The sequence below is a fragment of the Syntrophorhabdales bacterium genome (genome assembly GCA_035541455.1).
GTDB lineage: Bacteria > Desulfobacterota > Syntrophorhabdia > Syntrophorhabdales > WCHB1-27 > JADGQN01.
In genome coordinates, this window is sequence record DATKNH010000135.1 from 34,954 (window position 1) to 54,095 (window position 19,142).

20 protein-coding genes are annotated in these 19,142 nt (G+C 53.4%); 7 read left to right on the forward strand and 13 right to left on the reverse strand.

Features of this window, described 5'->3' with window-relative positions; all coding sequences use genetic code 11:
- Positions 1 to 90 precede the first annotated feature (90 nt).
- The gene (locus VMT71_14790; GenBank protein HVN25237.1) at positions 91 to 852 is read left to right on the forward strand and encodes a glucose 1-dehydrogenase; all 762 of its coding nucleotides are present in this window, start codon (positions 91 to 93) and stop codon (positions 850 to 852) included.
- A gap of 7 nt (positions 853 to 859) precedes the next feature.
- On the opposite strand, the gene VMT71_14795 is transcribed toward VMT71_14790, so the two are convergent.
- From VMT71_14795 to VMT71_14815, 5 genes are all read right to left on the reverse strand, one after another.
- Positions 860 to 1,528, reverse strand: a complete 669-nt coding sequence (locus tag VMT71_14795; GenBank protein HVN25238.1) for a hypothetical protein — start codon at positions 1,526 to 1,528, stop codon at positions 860 to 862.
- Positions 1,529 to 1,608: 80 nt separating this feature from the next.
- Positions 1,609 to 1,980, reverse strand: a complete 372-nt coding sequence (locus tag VMT71_14800; GenBank protein ID HVN25239.1) for a response regulator — start codon at positions 1,978 to 1,980, stop codon at positions 1,609 to 1,611.
- Complete coding sequence (locus tag VMT71_14805; GenBank protein HVN25240.1) at positions 1,952 to 2,368, reverse strand: response regulator; 417 nt, start codon at positions 2,366 to 2,368, stop codon at positions 1,952 to 1,954. Before VMT71_14805 ends, VMT71_14800 begins: the two co-directional genes overlap by 29 nt.
- A complete protein-coding gene (locus VMT71_14810) occupies positions 2,358 to 4,376 on the reverse strand; it encodes an ATP-binding protein (GenBank protein HVN25241.1) in 2,019 nt (672 codons plus the stop codon). Before VMT71_14810 ends, VMT71_14805 begins: the two co-directional genes overlap by 11 nt.
- Entirely contained in the window at positions 4,361 to 4,636 is a 276-nt protein-coding gene (locus VMT71_14815; GenBank protein ID HVN25242.1) for a hypothetical protein, read from the reverse strand. The genes VMT71_14810 and VMT71_14815 overlap by 16 nt, the downstream gene beginning before the upstream one ends.
- A gap of 201 nt (positions 4,637 to 4,837) precedes the next feature.
- Between VMT71_14815 and VMT71_14820 the strand changes: the two genes are divergently transcribed.
- Both VMT71_14820 and VMT71_14825 read left to right on the forward strand, forming a co-directional pair.
- Positions 4,838 to 6,367 (forward strand): sigma 54-interacting transcriptional regulator, encoded by a 1,530-nt coding sequence (locus VMT71_14820; protein HVN25243.1) that lies wholly within the window; start codon positions 4,838 to 4,840, stop codon positions 6,365 to 6,367.
- Positions 6,368 to 6,766: 399 nt separating this feature from the next.
- Positions 6,767 to 8,317, forward strand: a complete 1,551-nt coding sequence (locus VMT71_14825; protein ID HVN25244.1) for a hypothetical protein — start codon at positions 6,767 to 6,769, stop codon at positions 8,315 to 8,317.
- Between the two features lie 7 nt (positions 8,318 to 8,324).
- Here the strand turns inward: VMT71_14825 and VMT71_14830 are convergent, their stop codons facing one another.
- Positions 8,325 to 8,903: a rubrerythrin family protein gene (locus VMT71_14830; protein HVN25245.1), complete on the reverse strand. Its 579-nt coding sequence runs from the start codon at positions 8,901 to 8,903 to the stop codon at positions 8,325 to 8,327.
- A gap of 346 nt (positions 8,904 to 9,249) precedes the next feature.
- Here VMT71_14830 and VMT71_14835 point away from each other — a divergent pair, with 346 nt between their 5' ends.
- Positions 9,250 to 9,816 (forward strand): hypothetical protein, encoded by a 567-nt coding sequence (locus VMT71_14835; GenBank protein HVN25246.1) that lies wholly within the window; start codon positions 9,250 to 9,252, stop codon positions 9,814 to 9,816.
- Positions 9,817 to 9,881: 65 nt separating this feature from the next.
- Here the strand turns inward: VMT71_14835 and VMT71_14840 are convergent, their stop codons facing one another.
- The 3 genes from VMT71_14840 to VMT71_14850 are packed head-to-tail and all read right to left on the reverse strand — an operon-like array spanning position 9,882 to position 12,918.
- Positions 9,882 to 10,847 carry a tripartite tricarboxylate transporter substrate binding protein gene (locus tag VMT71_14840; protein ID HVN25247.1) on the reverse strand — a complete coding sequence of 322 codons (966 nt, stop codon included), beginning with the start codon at positions 10,845 to 10,847 and terminating at the stop codon, positions 9,882 to 9,884.
- Between the two features lie 51 nt (positions 10,848 to 10,898).
- Complete coding sequence (locus VMT71_14845; GenBank protein ID HVN25248.1) at positions 10,899 to 12,395, reverse strand: tripartite tricarboxylate transporter permease; 1,497 nt, start codon at positions 12,393 to 12,395, stop codon at positions 10,899 to 10,901.
- Positions 12,396 to 12,435: 40 nt separating this feature from the next.
- Entirely contained in the window at positions 12,436 to 12,918 is a 483-nt protein-coding gene (locus VMT71_14850) for a tripartite tricarboxylate transporter TctB family protein (protein ID HVN25249.1), read from the reverse strand.
- A 215-nt stretch (positions 12,919 to 13,133) separates the two neighbouring features.
- On the opposite strand from VMT71_14850, the gene VMT71_14855 reads away from it, so the two are divergent.
- Positions 13,134 to 13,844 (forward strand): class II aldolase/adducin family protein, encoded by a 711-nt coding sequence (locus VMT71_14855; protein ID HVN25250.1) that lies wholly within the window; start codon positions 13,134 to 13,136, stop codon positions 13,842 to 13,844.
- Between the two features lie 168 nt (positions 13,845 to 14,012).
- Here the strand turns inward: VMT71_14855 and VMT71_14860 are convergent, their stop codons facing one another.
- On the reverse strand, positions 14,013 to 14,390 hold the full coding sequence (locus tag VMT71_14860) for a hypothetical protein (GenBank protein ID HVN25251.1): 378 nt from the start codon (positions 14,388 to 14,390) through the stop codon (positions 14,013 to 14,015).
- Between the two features lie 128 nt (positions 14,391 to 14,518).
- On the opposite strand from VMT71_14860, the gene scmD reads away from it, so the two are divergent.
- Positions 14,519 to 15,244, forward strand: a complete 726-nt coding sequence (scmD, locus tag VMT71_14865; protein HVN25252.1) for a SynChlorMet cassette protein ScmD — start codon at positions 14,519 to 14,521, stop codon at positions 15,242 to 15,244.
- A gap of 17 nt (positions 15,245 to 15,261) precedes the next feature.
- Here scmD and VMT71_14870 read toward each other — a convergent pair whose 3' ends face one another.
- The 3 genes from VMT71_14870 to VMT71_14880 form a co-directional block, all read right to left on the reverse strand.
- Positions 15,262 to 15,852, reverse strand: a complete 591-nt coding sequence (locus tag VMT71_14870; protein ID HVN25253.1) for a hypothetical protein — start codon at positions 15,850 to 15,852, stop codon at positions 15,262 to 15,264.
- Between the two features lie 256 nt (positions 15,853 to 16,108).
- Entirely contained in the window at positions 16,109 to 16,321 is a 213-nt protein-coding gene (locus VMT71_14875) for a ferredoxin family protein (protein ID HVN25254.1), read from the reverse strand.
- Between the two features lie 10 nt (positions 16,322 to 16,331).
- A complete protein-coding gene (locus VMT71_14880) occupies positions 16,332 to 17,972 on the reverse strand; it encodes an FAD-binding protein (protein HVN25255.1) in 1,641 nt (546 codons plus the stop codon).
- A gap of 638 nt (positions 17,973 to 18,610) precedes the next feature.
- Between VMT71_14880 and VMT71_14885 the strand changes: the two genes are divergently transcribed.
- On the forward strand, positions 18,611 to 19,142 hold a 532-nt coding region (locus VMT71_14885; GenBank protein ID HVN25256.1), incomplete at its 3' end, for a tripartite tricarboxylate transporter substrate binding protein.

The following is a 19,142-nucleotide window of genomic DNA, read 5'->3' on the forward strand; positions in this document are numbered from 1 at the left end:
GATATAATACGGACACGCTTAGCGAGTGAAGGAAACGGTCGGAGCCAGCGCAAGTTTAACAAATATCGTAAAACCAGGATGGAGGACCCCATGAATGACACACGAGTAGCTATTATAACAGGAGGAGGCCAGGGCATCGGCAGAGGAATCGCCCGCCACTTTCTTCAACACGGCATTAAAGTAGTTATCGCAGAAATAGATGTTGAAGCAGGCAAGGAAACAGAAGTCGAATATAAGTCTCTCGGTATCATCCGTTTTCGCGAAACTGACGTTGCCGACGAGGAGATGGTGAAACAGGCCGTAGCCGATACTGCTAGTGAATTCGGCCGAATCGATATACTGATCAATAATGCAGGAATTGCCACTGCCGCATCAGGCCCTCCGGAAGAGCTAAGCGTCCAATCATGGAATCGGGTTATTGCCGTGAACCTTACCGGCACCTTTCTCTGCGCCAAGCATGCCGCTCCCCATCTGCGCAAGCAGAAAGGGTCTATAGTCAATATCGCCTCCACAAGGGCTCTCATGTCTGAACCCCGTACCGAGGCGTACGCTGCCTCCAAGGGAGGCATTGTGGCGCTCACTCATGCGTTAGCCATGAGCCTGGCACCTGAGATATGCGTGAACTGTATCAGCCCCGGCTGGATCGAAGTCTCGGAGTGGAAAAAGAGCTCGCGGGCTCACTCCGCAGAGCTGACTAAAGAAGACAAGGAGCAACAGCCTGTTGGTAGAGTAGGAACACCTGCAGACATTGCCGGCCCTGCCCTCTTTCTCTGTTCGCCTGAAGCATCCTATATTACCGGCGTCAATTATGTTGTGGATGGAGGGATGACGCGGAAGATGATATACGTGTGAGAAACAGTCAGCTCGGACAGGGCACCGGCTTCGCAAAGTCAGGAACCATGTTCCCGTTCTCCTTGATTATAGTTCCCCTTGCATCAGTCTTTGGTGCATAGCACTGATTTGGCGCTGTCGGCGTTGGTTGAGGTCCTATTGGATAGATGGCAGGAACTCCGGGCGGAGGGACTTCTATTATCTGGGGTCCTTGCGGATAAGCTGTAGTAGCTTCGGCTGGAGGGACTTCGATCACGTAGGGAGGTGCAGGATAGGGATACTGATAGTAAGGATCATAGTAGGATGGAGGCACCGCTACGGCATAGTAAGGCCACCAGAAGGTGGTGCGGGCACCGCCAATAACTGCTCCCCCGAGAAAAAACCCGAAGACCGCGCCGTGCGGAGCATATCCACGATAATAGTACCTCTCGTTACCCCCGTAATATCCTCCGGGATAGTAATGTCCTTGATAATAACTCCCGGAGACATAACTCCCGCGACTTCCTCCGCTAAAACCTCCTCCGGATACACCATAGCTTCTCGTGCCGGTGGAGGGCAGAGATTGAATTGCTGTTCTGCCGGGGTGACTCGCAGACACGCCTCCGTGACGGCCGGCCCCTCCTCGAGCGCCCCCGGCCTGCCCACCCTTTGCGTCGGCATACGGGAGAGCGATCCCCAAACAAAGCACAACAACCAAAAGAAACCTTTTTATGACGCTGCTCCTACAGGAAGAATTCTAATCCTGCGGGAAGCGGCTGTCAAAGGATTCACAAGATACTAAGCAGCCTTATCGATCGCCGCCGTCACTCTCATGACGAGCTTTTCAGGCGTAAAAGGCTTCTGGATGTAATCGGTGGCGCCGTACTTCATTGCCTCCACCGCAGCACGCACCGTGGCATAACCGGTCATGACAACTATCGGCGTCGAAGGCTTCGCACTCTTGATATTCAATAAGACGGTCATGCCGTCTACTTGAGGCATGCGAACATCGGTAAGCACGATGTCATAGGTGTTATCCAGCGCAAGCGCGATCCCCTCCCTGCTGTTCGACGTGGTCTCGACATCGAAATCTTCCGCGGCAAGAATTCTTCTCACGCTGTCCAGCACGATCTGCTCGTCATCAATCACCAATGCTTTTTTCTTCTCCATTTCTCTTACTCCTTTCTAGGGCTATTTTCACGGCTGCCAGAAGCTCGTCCGGCGTGAAGGGCTTGGAGATGATTTGACGGGCGCCGCCTTTCTTAAGCTCCCTCAGAGTCTCTTGAGTGGGATACCCCGTCATCACCAGCACCGGCAGTTCGAGAAATCTATCCAGTGGCCATTTCTCCCTCACCTTACGCAGCAGATAGAAGCCGTCCTGTTCAGGCATCTTCACATCCATGATCATCAGGTCGAAATATCCCATCTCCAGGTTGTCGAACGCGTCGTCCGCGCTCGGCACACACGACACATGATAGTCCTCCGGCTCCAGTATTCGTTGACAGCAATGAAGGACGGTGGGATCATCGTCCACCACCAGAATCTTTCTAGTGTTCATCCTCATCTCCTGATGGGAGCCGCACAATGAACGCGCTTCCTTTGTGAAGAGTACTTTCAACGTGAATGGATCCTCCATGCCGTTCTACAATTCCCAGAGAAACCGAGAGACCAAGACCTGTTCCCTGACCGACGTCCTTGGTGGTGAAGAAGGGTTCGAAAATCTTTTCGAGGTCCTGGGGGGCAATACCGTGCCCCGTATCGCTGACGCCAATTTCGATTGTCTTCCCGAAATCGACCACACTTGTGGTGACGAGAATCGATCCGCCCTTGCTGGTCGCATCAAGGGCATTCATAATGATGTTGAGGATCACACCCTGCATCGCACTCTTGTCGACACGTCGAAGCGGAAGGGACTGCGTTGGCCTGAAGGAGAGTTTGACGCCCTTGACGAGCGCGCTATTCTCCACGAGCTTCACAGCAGAGGCGACGAGTTCGTTGAGGTCAGCCGGCTCGCGCTCCAGTATGGTTTCTCTCGAGAATTCGAGCAGACCTTTGACAATCGTGCGGACCCTCTCTGTGGCTTTCGCAATGATGGTAAGGTCTTCCTTCATCGCCTCGTCTATATCTTTTCTCCTGAGGAGCATATGCGTGAAGGTGAGGACACCAGTCAAAGGATTGTTGATCTCGTGGGCAACGCCCGCAGCGAGCCTTCCGATGCTCGCCTGCTTTTCTGACTGAAGAAGCTTGATCTCGCTCTCCATAGATTGGCGTTTGTCTCTCTCCTGCAGAGAAGCAAGCATCTCCACAAAGGTCTTCTGCAATACACCCATTTCGTCTTTCGACCTGGGACCAATCTCCGGAGCAAAATTACCTTCGGAAACTTTACGGCTCGCAGCAATAAGCGCCCGAATCGGTTTCGTGATCCTGTTCGAAAGAAAAAAGCCCATGGAGATGGCGACGAGCATGCCTGCGACAGTCACAAAAACCAGAGGAATCAGTGCCCGCTGCTGCACGTCGCGGTATTTGGCCTCCAACACGGCGGTGGCGAGCATCCCTACGCGCTTTCCGAAAATATCAATGATCGGTTCGTATGCGGTCAGGTACCAGTCGGTCACCACGAAAGCCCTGTCTGTCCAGCGGCCACCCCTGTCAAGAACTGTGCTTCGCACCTTCTCTGACGCGCGTGTTCCTATGGCCCGTTTCCCGCCGGGACTGCACGCATTGCTTGAGATTCTTGTATCCCCCAAGAAAATAGTTGTCACACCGATACTCCTGCCTTCGTACATGTCGTTTTGGAACAGCGCGTCACGAACACCATCAACGAAGGAATGGTTGCCGTTCAGGAGTTGTCCGCCATACAATACGCCGATGAGTTTCTTTCCCTCGTAAAGACCGCTTCCCGCTCCCATTGCCATTCCTGCCAGCTCCTCTTTCTCCGGGCGAGGAGCTGCCATGGAAGTGGGGACGAGCGTCGTGCGCGCCTGCTTTACGAGATCCGGGTCCTCGGCCATGAGAAAGGAAGGTTCCAGCACAACAGTACCTCCGATGCTCGAACCATGTTTGAGCACGTACTCCACGAGAGGGTTATAATATCCGGGCGTCTTACCTGGTTTTGCATGAACAGCAGGCCGCGCCCTGCTGATGACAATTCCTTCCGGGGAGGCAACCCCTAGAAAATCGAGTCCGCCCCGCTCCGCCAATGCCCTCAATTTCATGCTGAGCTTTTCAGTCTCATCCTTCTTTATCAGGTCCTGGAATTCCTTGTCCAGAGCAGCCGTAGTAACTGTCTTTAACACAGTGTCGACCTGCCCTTGATAAATCTTCTGCGCCGCGTTCAGGTCCAGGCTCACCCTGCTTTCTGTCTGGCTCAATACGGTTCTATTGAGAAGTTGTCTTCCCGTGTAGATAGAGACAAGCCCCACGAGAAGAGCCACCAAAAGGAAGCTACCGATGAATTTCGAACGGGTTGTGTAGAGCACCTTACGATCCAGCCCTGCCAGCGAAAGGGCAAAACCGGCATGAGCGCCCACGCTATGTTCCACAGCTTCGTTTATTTCTCCAGCCATATCGAGTACTCTACAAGGCCAAACCTGTCGAGCGTATCCCTTATACTCAAGCCCATCCGGCTTCCCTGTTGTCGGGGAACATGTGTATTCCATATCAAGCTGAGCGCCAGGTCGTTGCGAAACGATGCGCTGTTATAGAGATGAACCTGCACAAGCCCCGGCTCCTCAACCGCCCTACTGACCGAATGATGGAGCAAATTGAGCGCAACATCACTCTGACTTTCCGTTGTTCGCAGCCGAATCATTTCCATCCAGACCATATGTTTTCCCGTCAGCTATTTCCTGCCTCATAAAGAGCACAAAACATGCCCAACTATTCGGTCTTTTTTATCTTTATTTATCAAGTACTTAGCGGCGTGCTCGGCACATGCTGTTACATTTGGTAGAAACAAACTGTCATATATTGAGGAAATGGTGTAAGCTATCACATGTGGCAGCTTGAACGAACGCGCGGAGGCACCATGGAGGAGAATGACTTTTTTCGGGAATTTACGCTACGGATATGCGGCAGCTTCGATTTGAAGGAGGCTTTGTGGCGTTGTCTTCTGTATGTCCGTTCTGCTCTGCCTGCCGATGAACTGATACTTACTGTTTTCGACCCGGCATTCGGCTTTCTGGAGGTCGTGACAACCGCTGATGAGAAGGGAGGAGTTGACAGAGGAGACAAAATAACCATGGGAACAGATATGCGCAAACAGCTAGAACATGTTGAGCAGTATCCCCGCGTGCGAATATCTAATGATGCTTTGCAGGATCCGATAATGGAAAGGCTGGCTCTTCAGTACCGCTGGTCTGACTCTTCACTGATTGTCGGAAGACTGGTGATCCAGCACAATTTCGTCGGTTCCCTGATCGTTCGCGCAAACGGAAAAGACAGGTACACTGAAGGGCACGCGAGACTCTGGTCGCTCGTGAATGAACCAACAGCCATCGCGCTGGCGAACAGCAGAAAATATTACGAGCTCCTGAAAATGAAGGACCTTCTCGCTGATGACAACCGGTATCTACAAAACGAACTGAGGAGAGGCCTGGGAGACACCATAGTGGGCGCCGACTTCGGCCTGCGACAGGTGTTTGAGCAGGTAGTCAAGGTCGCGCCCCTCACAAGCCCGGTGCTGCTCACCGGTGAGACGGGGACGGGTAAAGAGGTCATCGCAAACGCCATTCATAGTTTATCCCTCAGAAACAGCGGTCCCTTGATCACTGTCAACTGTGGCGCGATTCCGGAATCCTTGGTCGACAGCGAACTCTTCGGTCATGAGAAGGGCTCCTTCACCGGAGCTTTGACAGAGAGGAGGGGCAGGTTTGAGAGGGCCCATAGGGGTACAATTTTTCTCGACGAGGTGGGCGAACTCCCTCCGCAGGCGCAGGTAAGACTTCTGCGTGTACTTCAGGAAAAAGAGATTGAAAGAGTGGGCGGCACGAATCCCATAAAGGTTGACATACGGATAATATCAGCCACTCACAGGAGTCTCGAAAAGCTCGTGGCAGAGGGAAGCTTCAGGGATGACCTTTACTATCGCCTCGGCGTCTTCCCTATTCATATACCGCCGCTGCGGGAGCGAAAAGCAGATATCCCTGCCCTGGTCGAACATTTTATCGAAAAGAAGAGACGTGAGATGGGCCTTCGCATGGCTCCAACGTTGAGCCCGGGAGCTATAGATCGGCTCATGCAGTATGCGTGGCCCGGCAACGTCAGAGAAGTCGCCAATGTTGTCGAGAGGGCGCTCATCCAGTCGGATGGCAAACCCCTTACGTTCACGGACCTGATCCCTTCCCAAACAACGGCTGAGCCTGGAAGGTCCGAACAATCATCGAGCCTGAGACTCGAGGAGATGGAAGCGTTGCACATCAGGCGAGTGCTGGAAATGACTCACGGAAGGATAGAAGGCAAGAATGGAGCCGCGCTGCTTCTCGGAGTAAATCCCAGCACGCTACGGGCCAGAATGAGAAGGCTACACATTCCATTCGGCAGAAAAAAGAATTCGTAATCTGGAAATAGATTCCCACGGGCTGGCAGATTGTTTAGCTTGACGGGCTGTTGGCGGTGCGCCGTATCGATCTGGGTCCGCCTGCACTATCCGCACGCCACCTCTTGAGGGGAAAAATCTTCTCGCATTCATCAAGCCGGTCCATTCTCGTCAATCGATCCACAATAAGGTGCCACGCACATTCCACGTCGCCGCCGATCTCACATTTCCCGTTACGCGAACCCCTACAAGGACCATTGAGCAAATGCTTGGCGCATCGCGCTATCGGCGAACTGTACCAGCACCTGATTGAATCTCACCGGCCGGGCTCTCCTCTGACCAGCCTTCAGCGACACTTGCTAAAAACGGAGAGGCGGATTAGACTGAGGAAAAGACGCTGCTCGTCAGGAGGTATCAGCCATGAACCTTCGGCAGTGCATTCGTTTTGTTATCGCGTCTACTGTGTTCCTGTGTGGAGTCTGCTCGCACTCGCCTGAGGTCGTATCAGCCCAAGGTGCGAGCCGCAGTCAGGAAAGTCAGAAATCAGCTTCCGTCAAACAGGCTGCCCAGGCGGCGGACTTTGGGCCGATGCAGAAGTATGTATCGGAGCAGGCCACCTTCGTTCTTTATGCGCCCAAAGGGTGGAGGATCAGCGAAGGTACTCAACCCGGCTTCAAAACAGTCTCTGCCGCTGACCCTTCGGGGTCGTACGAGGTTGCTCTATTCACGGGCGCCAGTCCCACCGGCAACGACCTAACGGCCCTAGCCAAGCGTTTTGCCGGAGGTATAGGCCGACGCTTCCCCGATCTACAGCTCCGCAATGCCATGTTTTCACCGGACAGGACGAAGGCAACGTTCGATGGCGCCTACACAGGCTTGCAGCGGGAGCGCAAGGAATTCAAAGCGTGGATTACTATGACAGGCACTCAATTTACCTACCAGAGCATCGAAGCTCCTGAGGGGCAACTCGCCACGGCCAAACCCTTGCTTCTCACCATTCTCTCCAACATCCGGGTGATGAAAGGGGGCTTTTCAGAGGGTAAAGGCGCACAGGCTGAGCGGGTTTCTTTTGTACCATACCGCCTGCGTGACGGGTCAGCATCCTTCCAAATGCCTCAGGGTTGGCAATGCCGGGAGTTCGGCAAAGGTGCGTTTGCGGCGGGCGATCGGGAGCGCGGTCGCAGCTTCATTGTCGGAGCCGTGGAACTGATATCGCCTCAGATGCGCGTCAATGTGCCCGGAGTCATTACCGCGCCCTACATGCCGCCGCAGCAGGCATGGCCTTTCATCACGGGGCGCATAGGCCTCGCAGCCAATATGCACTTTGAAAAAGTTATTCCCAGACAGGATCTTGTCCAGCAGATGTCCCAGGCTTACACAGGCATCCTCACGATAGAAGAGATGATCTACACGTTTGACAGCAAGACCGGCAAGGACAAGGGCTATACCCTGGGCCTTTCTTTCGGTGCGCGCTCAGGCGCGAACTGGACGTTCAGGCACATGACCGTGGCGGCACGCGCAGATGAGTTCGACGCGTTTCTACCGAACTTCGTTACCATGCTCCAATCGTACCGTATCGACGACCGCTGGGCCGCCAATTATGTGGCCCAAGGCATGCAGCGCCTGCGCCAGCTCCAGCAGCAGACTTCAGCTATGGTCACACGGAATGCATCTGAAATACATCAGATGATGCAGGCAGCATATGACGAAAGACAGCGCAGCCAGGAGTACATAGACTACCAGCGCACCAGCTACATCAGGGGCCAGCAGGACTGGGTCTCCTCCATGGAAGGAGGCACCGTCTATCGCAGCGATAGTTGGGGCATGCGCAACATGACGACCGGTGAGTATTACGAGAGCAAGCATTTGGATTACTACCACTTTACCGGCGGCAACCCTAAATACAACGAGCAGCTGCAGCCTATCGATTCCAGGGCGCTATGGGAAAAGCACATCGAGGGAAGACACTGACTCCGTTCTAGTAGTTCTCCGCAAACAACTCGAAATGGGTACGGCCATAGCCGCATACAGGACATTTGTCCGGAGGCTCCCTATCTTCTTTCACGTAGCCGCATACACGACACTTCCATTTCACAACCGTGCCCTTTTTGAAAACCCTGCCCTCCTTCACATTGTCGAGCAGCGCACGATACCGTCCCTCATGCATGGCTTCAACAATGGCGATATGCCTGAGCAGTTGGGCGATCTCTGAAAAGCCTTCTTCATCGGCCGCTTTTGCGAAATCAGGGTACATGATGGTCTGCTCATAATGCTCACCTGCGACTGCGGTTTCCAGGTTCGAAAGGGTATCACCGATCCCTTTCAGGGGGTAAACCATGGAAGGAAGTTCTATATCGCTCGTCTGAATAATCTTCAGCAGCTGCCTCGCGTGTTCCCGTTCATGGTCTGCAGTCTCCGAGAAAATTGCGGCGATCTGTTCGTACCCTTCCTCCTGTGCCTGCGAGGCAAGAAAGGTATACAGATTCCTGTTAAGACACTCGCCCGTATACGCAAGGAGAAGATTCTTTTCGGTTTGAGTCCCCTTTAATGTTTTCAACCTGTCCTCCTGTCAGGCCAAGCCTGTCATCCCGAGCTTTTCTCCTACAATGCTACTCAAGAGCGAGGATGCCTGTCAACAGGACTCAGGCACTTTCGATGACCCATCTGCATGTCTCCACGGTATGAGGTCTTCTTCTCCGGCTGTCGCCTGATCGAGTGCTCACGCCTGCAACGATTTAAGACGCCGAACGGAGCAGGTAACACCACTTATGTGTTGAAGCGTTTCAGCCGATGAAAAGAGCAGCAGACAGTGTTTTGCGTTCGCAATCGGTAGCATTCGTTTTTCGTGAACAATGAAGAATGAATCTATATGAACTACTTCTAACATCAAAGGAGGTTTAGGCATGCGAAGAAGAGGAGTTGTGACAGTGGTGGCGGCGATTAGCCTTACGTTCTTCGTTGGTGCATTCACTTATACTGTCCGTAATCTCTACGCCGAGGGGCACATCGTCAGTGTCACGAATATCAAGGAGTGGCTGAAACAGCATCCTGAGGTAGACCCGAACAATCCCCAGGTGAAAAACGGGCAGACAACGGGCGTCGTCAAAGTGACATCCATAAAGGAGTGGCTGAAGGCACACCCCAACGTTGATCCCAAGAATATGAAAACTTTTGACCCTCCGGTCAGTCCTTCCGGCCTCGTGCCTTTGACACCCGTCCTGACATGGAAGAACCCTCCTGACACGGCAAGTACCTCGCTCCTGATTGTGAGAAAGGGCGGCAGTGGAGATACCGTTCTGGAAGCAAATGACATCAAGGGCGAAACTTTTGCGGTACCGAAAGAGAAGCTAGAATATAGCGTCGAATACGTATGGCAGATAGCCCACGTCAAAAAGAGTTCCGAGATTGTAGACGGCGGTACGTTCAAATTTACCACCGATAAAGCCCCTGCACCGAAACTCAAGAAATAGATGAGATGTGAGAGCGCAGGAGCCCTGCGGGAAGGTGTGCGTTGAAATATTTTTGGTGCCTCGGACTATTTCTCCTTCATCAGGAGAGGTAGCACCTTCTCGATGCTCCTGTAATCCTCCAGGGTAACCTTATAAAACTCTTCCGGGCCCATCGGATCGAGCATTGTTGAGGTCTTCTCGGCCCATTTGATGAATTCCGGATCTTTGCAGGATGCCATGATAGCATCCGCGAGGATCTTCGCTCTGTCGTTCGGCGTGTGGGGTGGCGCCCAGGCTCCAACGCCGTAGGGGATAATCACCCCGTCGAACCCCAGTTCTTTCATGGTCGGGACCTCGGGAATCTCCTTGATACGTTTGGGCGCATGGACAGCGAGAATCCGTATCTCGCCCGATTTATGATTGCGTATCGCACCAGAAAGGGGACCGGTGCCTATATCCACATGTTTTCCCAGGACAGCAGCCGCCACTTCCGCATCACTGTCGAAAGGCACAAAATTAAGGTTCAATTTGACAAGTTCCTTCAGATACACGATCTGAAGTTGGGACGTCGACCCAAGGCCCCCACCGCCTCCCACATTGATCTTTCTTTTTTTCGATTCATCGAACACCTGTTTGAAATCCTTGAACGCTGAGTCTTTAGCAACAAACACCGTACGGTAGTCCCCTCCGACCCAGCTTCCCAGATGGACATATTCTTTCATCTTGTACTTGGACTTATAGACGAGTTCTCCTATAAGCCGCGAGGGAAACGCACTGGTGACGATCGTATATCCGTCGGGTTTTGCAGCGAAGACATACTCCATCGCTTTGCGACCTCCTCCTCCCAGCATGTTCTCGCACTGTACGGGGACTTTGAGATATTTCTGCATGTATTGCGCCATCGCCCTTCCCGGGAGATCCACGCTTCCGCCGGCTGCGTGGGTGATAACCATTCTGATAGGCCTGCTGGGGAATTTCTCCTCGGCGGAAGCGGCCTGGCCGAGAAAGAAAGAAATCGAGACAATCAGTAGAAGAACCCACAATGTTTTCATAAGGTGCACGTCTGAAATCTCCTTAACATGTTTATCGATAGAGCAACCGCCTCAACGGCTTCGCATCCTCCGCGCTTTCATGAGAGGCGAAAGATAAGGATAGAGCAAAGAAAAAAAGGTCAGTGCCACCAGAACAAGGCTGATTCCCGAGTGAAAGAAGATCGAATAGGATCCATCGCTCATGATGAGGGCCCTCTGAAAATTCTTCTCCAGCATGGGTCCCAGAACCAGCGCGAGAACGAGGGGAATGGGCGAATACCCGTGCTTATTCATGAAATAGCCAAGGCCACCGAAAACTGCGGTAATCAAGATATCAAAAAAGGAGTTCTGGATCGCGTAGCTTCCGAGCAGCGAAAAGACCAGGATGATGGGAACGATCAGATCATTCCGGACAAGAGCAATCTTGGCAAAATACTTCGCATAGGTCAGTCCTAAAACCAATACCAGAAGGCTTTCGATAAAGAACGCGGTAAAAAGGCCGTAGATAGTTGTTCCTTGTTCGACGAAGACCTTGTGCCCCGGAATGACGCCGAAGATGATCATAATCCCGAGAAAGACTGCAGCGCCAACGCTTCCGGGTATGCCCAGGCTAAGAGTGGGAATGAGGTCTCCCATGGCGCATGCGTTATTACCCATCTCGCTCGCGATGACCCCGACAGGATTTCCTTTTCCGAATTGTGATTTGTCCTTGGCAACCCTCATCTCTTCTGCATAGGCCATAAAGGACGCCGTGCTCCTTCCTGCCGCGGGAAGCGCTCCTATCCATAACCCTATCATAAACGACCTGAGGAGTGTGAAGGGATGTTTGAACGTCGTCTTGAAACCTGTGAGGAATCCGGATCCGGCGAGTTCCACGCTGCTGATAGCCTGATTCTGCTCGGACAACGTGAGGACCTGAGAAATGGCGAAGAGGCCGATCATAGTCTGCACAAAAGGTATTCCATCCTCAAGGGCCCGCAGTCCGAAAGTGAAACGGATGCTATTGCTGACCTCATCTGATCCGACTGTTGCGAGAACGAGCCCGATGCACGCGGAGATCAGGCCTTTGACGGGATTTCGTTTGACGATTGCGGAAATCACAGAAAGGGCAAAAAGCGCGAGTAAGCAATTCTCTGCCGGACCGAAGCGCAGCGCGAGAGAGGCGAGCAGTGGAGCCGTAAAAGCCAGGACCAGAACTCCAAAGACAGTACCCAGGCAGGCGGCCGTCGCGGAGATACCAAGCGCCTCTGCGCCTCGCCCCCGTTGTGTCATCGGATACCCATCGAGGAGTGTTGCGGCGCTTGCCGATTCACCGGGAGTGTTAACAAGGATGGCCGCGACTGAACCGCCGTAACTCGAGGCGAAATAGACACCGCTCATGAGGACCAGGGCACTGGTTGCCTGCAGGCCCACGCTGAAAGGCAGAACAAGCACCATGCCCGCGGCAGGCCCTATTCCCGGTAAAATCCCGACCACCACTCCCACGATCAAACCCAACAGGAGTAGCAAGAGATTCTGAACCGTGAAGGTTGCGGCTATCCCCTGGAGGATGATATCAAAAGGCACCATACGGAGCTAATCTACCTCTACCATTCAGCCGCAATCCTTCTCACTCGACATTCAGAATCACGCCCCTCAGCACCGGAATATGCAGTATCCGATAGAAGACGATATAAAAGCCGAACGTCATGGCCAGCATGACGATCATCAAGGAAAGCCATTTGCCTCTCTCGCCGAGGATGAGACCATAGCTGAGGAAGGCCGCGGGAACGACGAAGACAAATCCAAAGAGATAGCCTGTCAGGATGGAGACGGCTATGCAGAACCATGACCAGTAATACCGAGCACGATTTTCGGTTCTTTCGTCTTCCTTCTCCGCCTGTTGTTCCGTGAATCTGAGGATGGCGGGGAATATGATATAGGACACCATCCAGAACGTAAGGGTAAGAATGCCTATTCCAAGGACGAATTTGGGGAATTTCTGCGCCCTTTCAGAAAAGCGGCCGGTCTGGTGATACATAAGAACGAACGCTGCCAGGAGGAACCCGTTGAAGAGAAAGACCGGCTCTTTACATTTTTTTGGAATCGGCACGTTGAGACCTTTGATGCGATCTTATACGGGATTTGATAACGTCGAATTCTATTGCAACATCGCTCGTCAAGTCAAGACGCTTTTCCGAACGTTCATCACTTCGACGGGGATCGTCGCCTGATTGACTTGCATGGAATAACCCGCTATATTCTCCCTGATACATAGCCGTATATCGCGGCTTGTCGGACATCTACGGAGGATAAAGGGAGGGAGCAATGAGCAGCCAGGTGGATGAGATCAAACAGAAGATCGTGGATGGCATGAAGATCCTTCTTCGCGATGAGCTCATGGAGCTCAATACGGGCCACTTGAGCGTCAAGGTGCCGGGTGAAAACCTGATTTGCATGCCCGGGCATCTGCACGACCAGGCCCGAACCCTGGACACCCTAACCTTTGACGACATCATCACCATCGACATGGAAGGCAACAAGGTGGAGGGTGAGCTTGGGGCCGTAGGCGAGCGGTTCATCCACACAAAGATCTATGCTGCCCGGCCGGACGTTGCATCGGTGATCCACTGCCATCCCCAAATGGCCACCTGCTTCAGCATTGCCGGTGTGAAGATTCTTCCTGTCTATCACAGGGCAGCTATATTTCATCCCGCCGTGCCCATCTGGGATTACCCCGGGCAGATCGACAGGCCGGAACTGGGGCAGGAACTGGCGGAAGCCCTCGGGGGCAGCCCAGCGCTTCTGGTGAGAGGACATGGAGCAGTGACTGTGGGAGAATCTCCGGAGGCGTGCGTCGCCATTTGCGCCATCCTCGAGAGAACCGCTAAGATGCAGTACATCGCCTCGACCCTGGGGACACCGAGACCGATCGAAGCAATGTATCTGGATGGCAACCACATCAAGGGGCAGACCCACAAGAACTGGGTCAAGAATATATGGGGTTACCTGAGCCACACGTATCTGGATTCAAAGTAGAGGTTCTCAAGAGCAATCTCTTCTTCTGTCGAGATCAAATAGAGTACCTCTGCTGCTGCACAATGCGTTCCCGTAACCGACGATTGCGGACCCGGCGGACTCCGGTCACTCCCGCTGCAATGGTCGCCGATCAGAGTCACATCCAAGTGAGTCTTTCAAAGTTGAGATTCATTGATTGGCGGTTCTTATGCGCAGGTCGAGCAGGCTTTCGAGCTCTTGCTCATTCCACCCGCTGTACACGTCTTCCTTCTCGATGATAAAGGTGGGATACGTACGAAAGCGGTGCAGTAGGGACTTGTAGATGCCCAAGGGTGATTTGGCATCTATGAGACGGATGCGGACACGATGCCTGTAAAGCCTTGATAGCTCACACATCCATTCGGAGAGTTTCAGAGATTCTTCCTGCAGGTCAGGCGGGTACTCCTCCCTGTCCTTGTTCGTAACCTCTCGTTCCAGCCCAGACTCTCTAAACATGAGTCCACACCTGATACAGTGGCTGTAGGTCGTGAGGAGATGGCTCACCACTTCTATGGTAACCGGCTTCATATGCGTGACTCTAGCCTTAAACTTACCACAAAAAAGTTGTCCATGCATAGGTATCAGGATGCAGTCAAGATGTGGGAAGCGCTGTAACAGCCATATTGAGCATTGTGGGTACCAGGCATATAACTTGCATGAATCCTGTAAGTTTTACAGACAGTGACGCACAGAGAACAGCGTGCATCTACCACATGAAAAACCGGGACAGACCTTTTGCCAATCCTCATGTCGTCATCCGTGAAGAGTTTGACGATTGGGCGGTTCTCTTTGACCCTGATACGGGCCATGGTTTCGGCTTGAATCCCGTCGGTGTTTACGTTTGGAAGCTCCTGGATGGAGAGCATTCAATCAATGATCTACTCGCAGCCCTGCGCAGAGGTGTGCCGACGTTGCAGCAGAACGCACGTGAGCATATAGCCTCCTTCGTTGAGGATCTGGTAGAAAACGGCCTGGCGGGATATGCGGGAGCACGGAGCTGTAACGACAGGCAATGCTCATCACTCCATGCTGCATGCGTGGCCGAGAATATTCCCCACAAAGTTCCACCGTCGCACCAACCCTGTCCTGGTACCGTCGTTTACGAGCAGCCACGGCTGGAACTACTGGGTCAGGAGAGGCGTGCTCATGGAAACTGCACCTCCGGTTCTCACCATCTGGCAGGCGCCTGCAATACAGGAAATGCGGCCGGATGCGGTAGCGGTGGCAGTGTGGGCTATGCTTGCAGCAACGGCACCGCTGCGGGGTTTCCTCCAACCTGCAATGGTGGCAGCTTACGCTCTCCGTACGGCTTTGGCTGTGGTTGCGCCACGGGCGGTGCGGATTATATCCCCGACTGCTCAACCGGCACCGGGCCCATGTAAATTGCCGATTATATTCCCTATTGCGGAGGACACGGCACAGGCTTCGAGAAGTCGGGAATCATATTCTCATTCTCTTTGACTATATTTCCATTCGAGTCGGTCTTTGGCGCATAGCACTTATTTGGTTGTGCTGGCGCTGTTTCTGCCGGCGGTGCCGCTACAGGAGGCTCTTGCGGATAGGCAGTAGTGGCCTCAGCCGGAGGAACTTCTATCACATAGGGAGGTGGGGGATAAGGATATTGATAATAGGGATCATAGTAGCTCGGAGGGACCGGTACCGCGTAAAAAGGCCACCAGAACGGACTGTACACGCCTCCGATAACGAGTCCGCCGAGAAAAGCACCGAATATGGCACCTTTGGGTGCATAGCCTCTGTAGTAATACCTGCCGTAGCCGCCATAATAATGCCCCCCGTAATAGTGGCCTCCACGGACGTATCCGCCGTACCAACGGCCTCCACCGCCTCCGTGATATCCCCCTCCGGGATGTCCGGTCGAGAAAGTGCGAGACCCACCAGAGGAGCGGCCACCGCCATGCCCATTCTTTCCATACGCATATGAAACGGCAACTATCAGACAAAGTACTGCGGTGAAGATGAACTTTTTCATGGCGCTTCCCTCCTGCGAGGATAGTAAGACCGTAAAAAAAGCACGTCAAGGTGCTCTATTCGGAAGAAGCTTCGATCCTCTAGTGTACCGGCTGGATTCTTGCCGGCGCTCTTCGAAATTCACATCAGTCGTCGGGCGCCGAAGACAGGAGAACTACGAGGTGTACTTCTTGTCTAAGCTATCGCGAAAACCTTTAGATGCACTTACGGGGAAGGCGGAGATAGCAGTCCCTCACCGCAAGGAATTGGGAGCGCGATTACTTGCAGCAAATCATCATTGGTAGCGGAACTCTCAGTGTGACGGCCTCGGCCGGGCACTCTGCCACGCATGCGCCGCAATGCCAGCACTCATCCGCATAAACAGCAGAAGGCAGCTCATTCTTTGCCGTCATCACAAAAACATCACTTTGACACACGTCCACGCAAGCACCGCAGCGGGTGCAGATCTTCTCGTCTATAAGCGGTGGCATACGCTCCTCCTCAACGTTCTACCTCTCTCCATTCCATCACAGGCCCGCTCTCGCCTTTTTTCACCATGAGCAGCTTCTCAAGCAAAGGGTTCGTGAACGGATAATCAGTACGCACATGTCCCGCTCTCGTCTCCTTCCTTTCCAGAGCGGCAAGAAACAGAAGCTCCGCAAGATCAGCAAGGTTCACTATTTCGAGGCTCCTCGCCAACTCGTGTTGGTCGCGAGCCGTAAGGGCCGTAGCTATCTTTTGCTTGAGCCTGCGCAGGTGCGTGAGCCCGGCTGAGAGCAAGGTTTCTGACCGTATCGGGCCTGCATAATCTTGCATGATTTGCTGAAGGGCCACGTTGGCTTCTTTCCATCCCGGGCCTCTCGCCCGGCTGAGCATCTCGTGCAGTATCTGTTTCTTTGCCTCGACATGTCCGCGCGCCTCTTCCGCACGCGGGAAGGCAGCGCTTCGTGAATACGCCGCGGCGCTTTCTCCTGCAATCCAACCGAATGTTGCAGCGCATGAGATGGCACCGAATATCTCATCTCCTGCCGCGTAAAGACCTTTGACGGATGTCTCCCCCTTCTCGTTGTAATAGACTCCTCCGGAGAGGTGCAATTCGTAGGTGGAGAACTCCACAGGCTGTTTCTTGATATCAATGCCTTCTTCGGCCAGATGGTCCAGAAGCGATACGTTCCCCTCATTCCTCAACCAGTGAATCATGTACTGGTAATCCTCATCTGAGATACCTCGACAATCCATGTAGACCGGGCCCTTGCCCGATTTGGCGAAGTCTTCAAATGCCGAATGCCAGATGTCCGCTGCGACATCGCCCAGCTTCCGGTCAGGTTGTGTAACAAAGGGTCCTATAGGCTTGTCCGCCGGATCCCTGAGAACCCCAACCCACGTCGCCTTCCCGCACCTGGCAAAGTACTTGGGGCCTGCCCACCGCATCGTGAGTTCCAGGTTTGCCAGTTCAGCGCCGGCCCGGTACGCCATTGCGCGCCCGTCTCCGGTATTATTGGGTGAGTACGCAATATTGAACATGTGCCCCGGCGTAGGACTCGGATAGAGCCTCGTACACAACCCAGTTCCCAGAATCACACTTCTTGCTTCGTAGATCAGGAGCTTGTCCTCTCTCGTGTCGATGCCCAATGCTACCAGGTTGCCGTTGCTGTTTATGAGGTCAAACATCATCACCCGGTTCATAATGGCCACACCGCGCTTCAGAGCCTCACGCGTCAAAATAACTTTCTGATCTTTGCCTGAATACTTAAGAGATGTAAGAATACGGCCGGGAAGCCCATGGCCGGCGAATTCGTACTGTCCCTCATATTTCATCGGGATACCCCAGCTCTCCCAAAGCTTCACGATGTCGAACGACTTCTCCAACCAGGTGCGCATGAATTTCATGTGCCTCATCCCTCCACCACCAGGCGAGCGCACGAGTGCCTCAAGGTTGGGCTTCATGTCCGAGCCATGAATCTCCGGGATGTAGCAACGGAAGTGATCGTTTCCAACTCCCGCTGATCCGCTGTGCACCGTATTGGACTTCTCGGCTACCACAACTTTCGCACCAGACTCACTTGCCCTGATCGCCGCCATCAGACCGGCAATGCCCCCGCCGACGCACAACACGTCAGCCTGTATCACTTCCTCTTTCATAAGCCCCTCCCTGAACAGCCTTGGGTATCGTCAAAATCCGCCCTGCCGGAAGAACTTTTCCTCGGGTACCCGCTTGCGGGTGCGGCGACGTAAAGGACGGATTGGGGCACCCGCTGGGCGAGCAAGAACGTTCCGCAGGACAATCTGCACGACCCGGTACCCCTGGGGTGGGCGTATAGATTGAGCGATTGCGAGACTTTAGTGGGTCAACCGCCCGGAGCGGAGCAGCGAAGGAAACAGTGTTCCGGCAGGTTCTAGTTTTCATAAGACTTTTGACAATACCCAGCCTTCCAGCCAGGCTGCCTGGCTACGTCTTTAAGCACACTTTCTTAAAACGAATTTCCATTTCTCAAACGCATCGCAGGTATTGAAGATCAGATTTGGCCGAACTTTAGCACACCCCCCATGTCGAGTCAATCATTGCCCAATCAGTCGTGCGGCTCCTTCGATTCAATACGGAAGACTCTTTTGCCGATGACGAACAGCGCTTGACTTTGCACGGCACGGTTGGTTGGCACGATTAGTTTTCCTTGACAAGCAGCGATAGAAACGGGATAAAACATTCTCACACCGGGGCTGTAACCAGTGAGCCTGCCGTAGACAGTTGTACATTCTCAGGGAATAAGAAGGGAGAATGCATGAACGCAAGGACTGTGCTGCTTATTCTTGTTAGCTTTTGCATCATACTCACAGGATCGCAAGCGTGGGCCAAAGATGACTATCCTAATAAGCCAATCCAGTTTATATGCCCGTATGCTGTTGGAGGGATCACGGATCTTGCCGCTCGCGTCGTTGCAGAGTACATGGGGAAGTACCTGGGACAGCCACTCATCGTCGTGAATAAACCCGGTGCAGCCTCGGCACTGGGTAGCGCCTTTGTAGCTGCCTCAAAGCCGGACGGCTACACCCTTCTTACCAACTGGGTCACCATGGTTACCATTCCGCTCATCACTCCTGATCTCCCATACAAACTGAGCGACTTCACGCCGATCGGGAGGACTGTCACCGCTGATCAAATATTCCTGGTTAACAAAGATCTGCCTGTGAAGACCCTGCCTGAACTGGTGGCTTACGCGAAACAGCACCCGAAGACCCTCTCGTACAGCACAGTTGGTGTAGGATCGCTTCCACATCTGGTCATGGAGATGTTCAACGCTCAGACACAGCTAG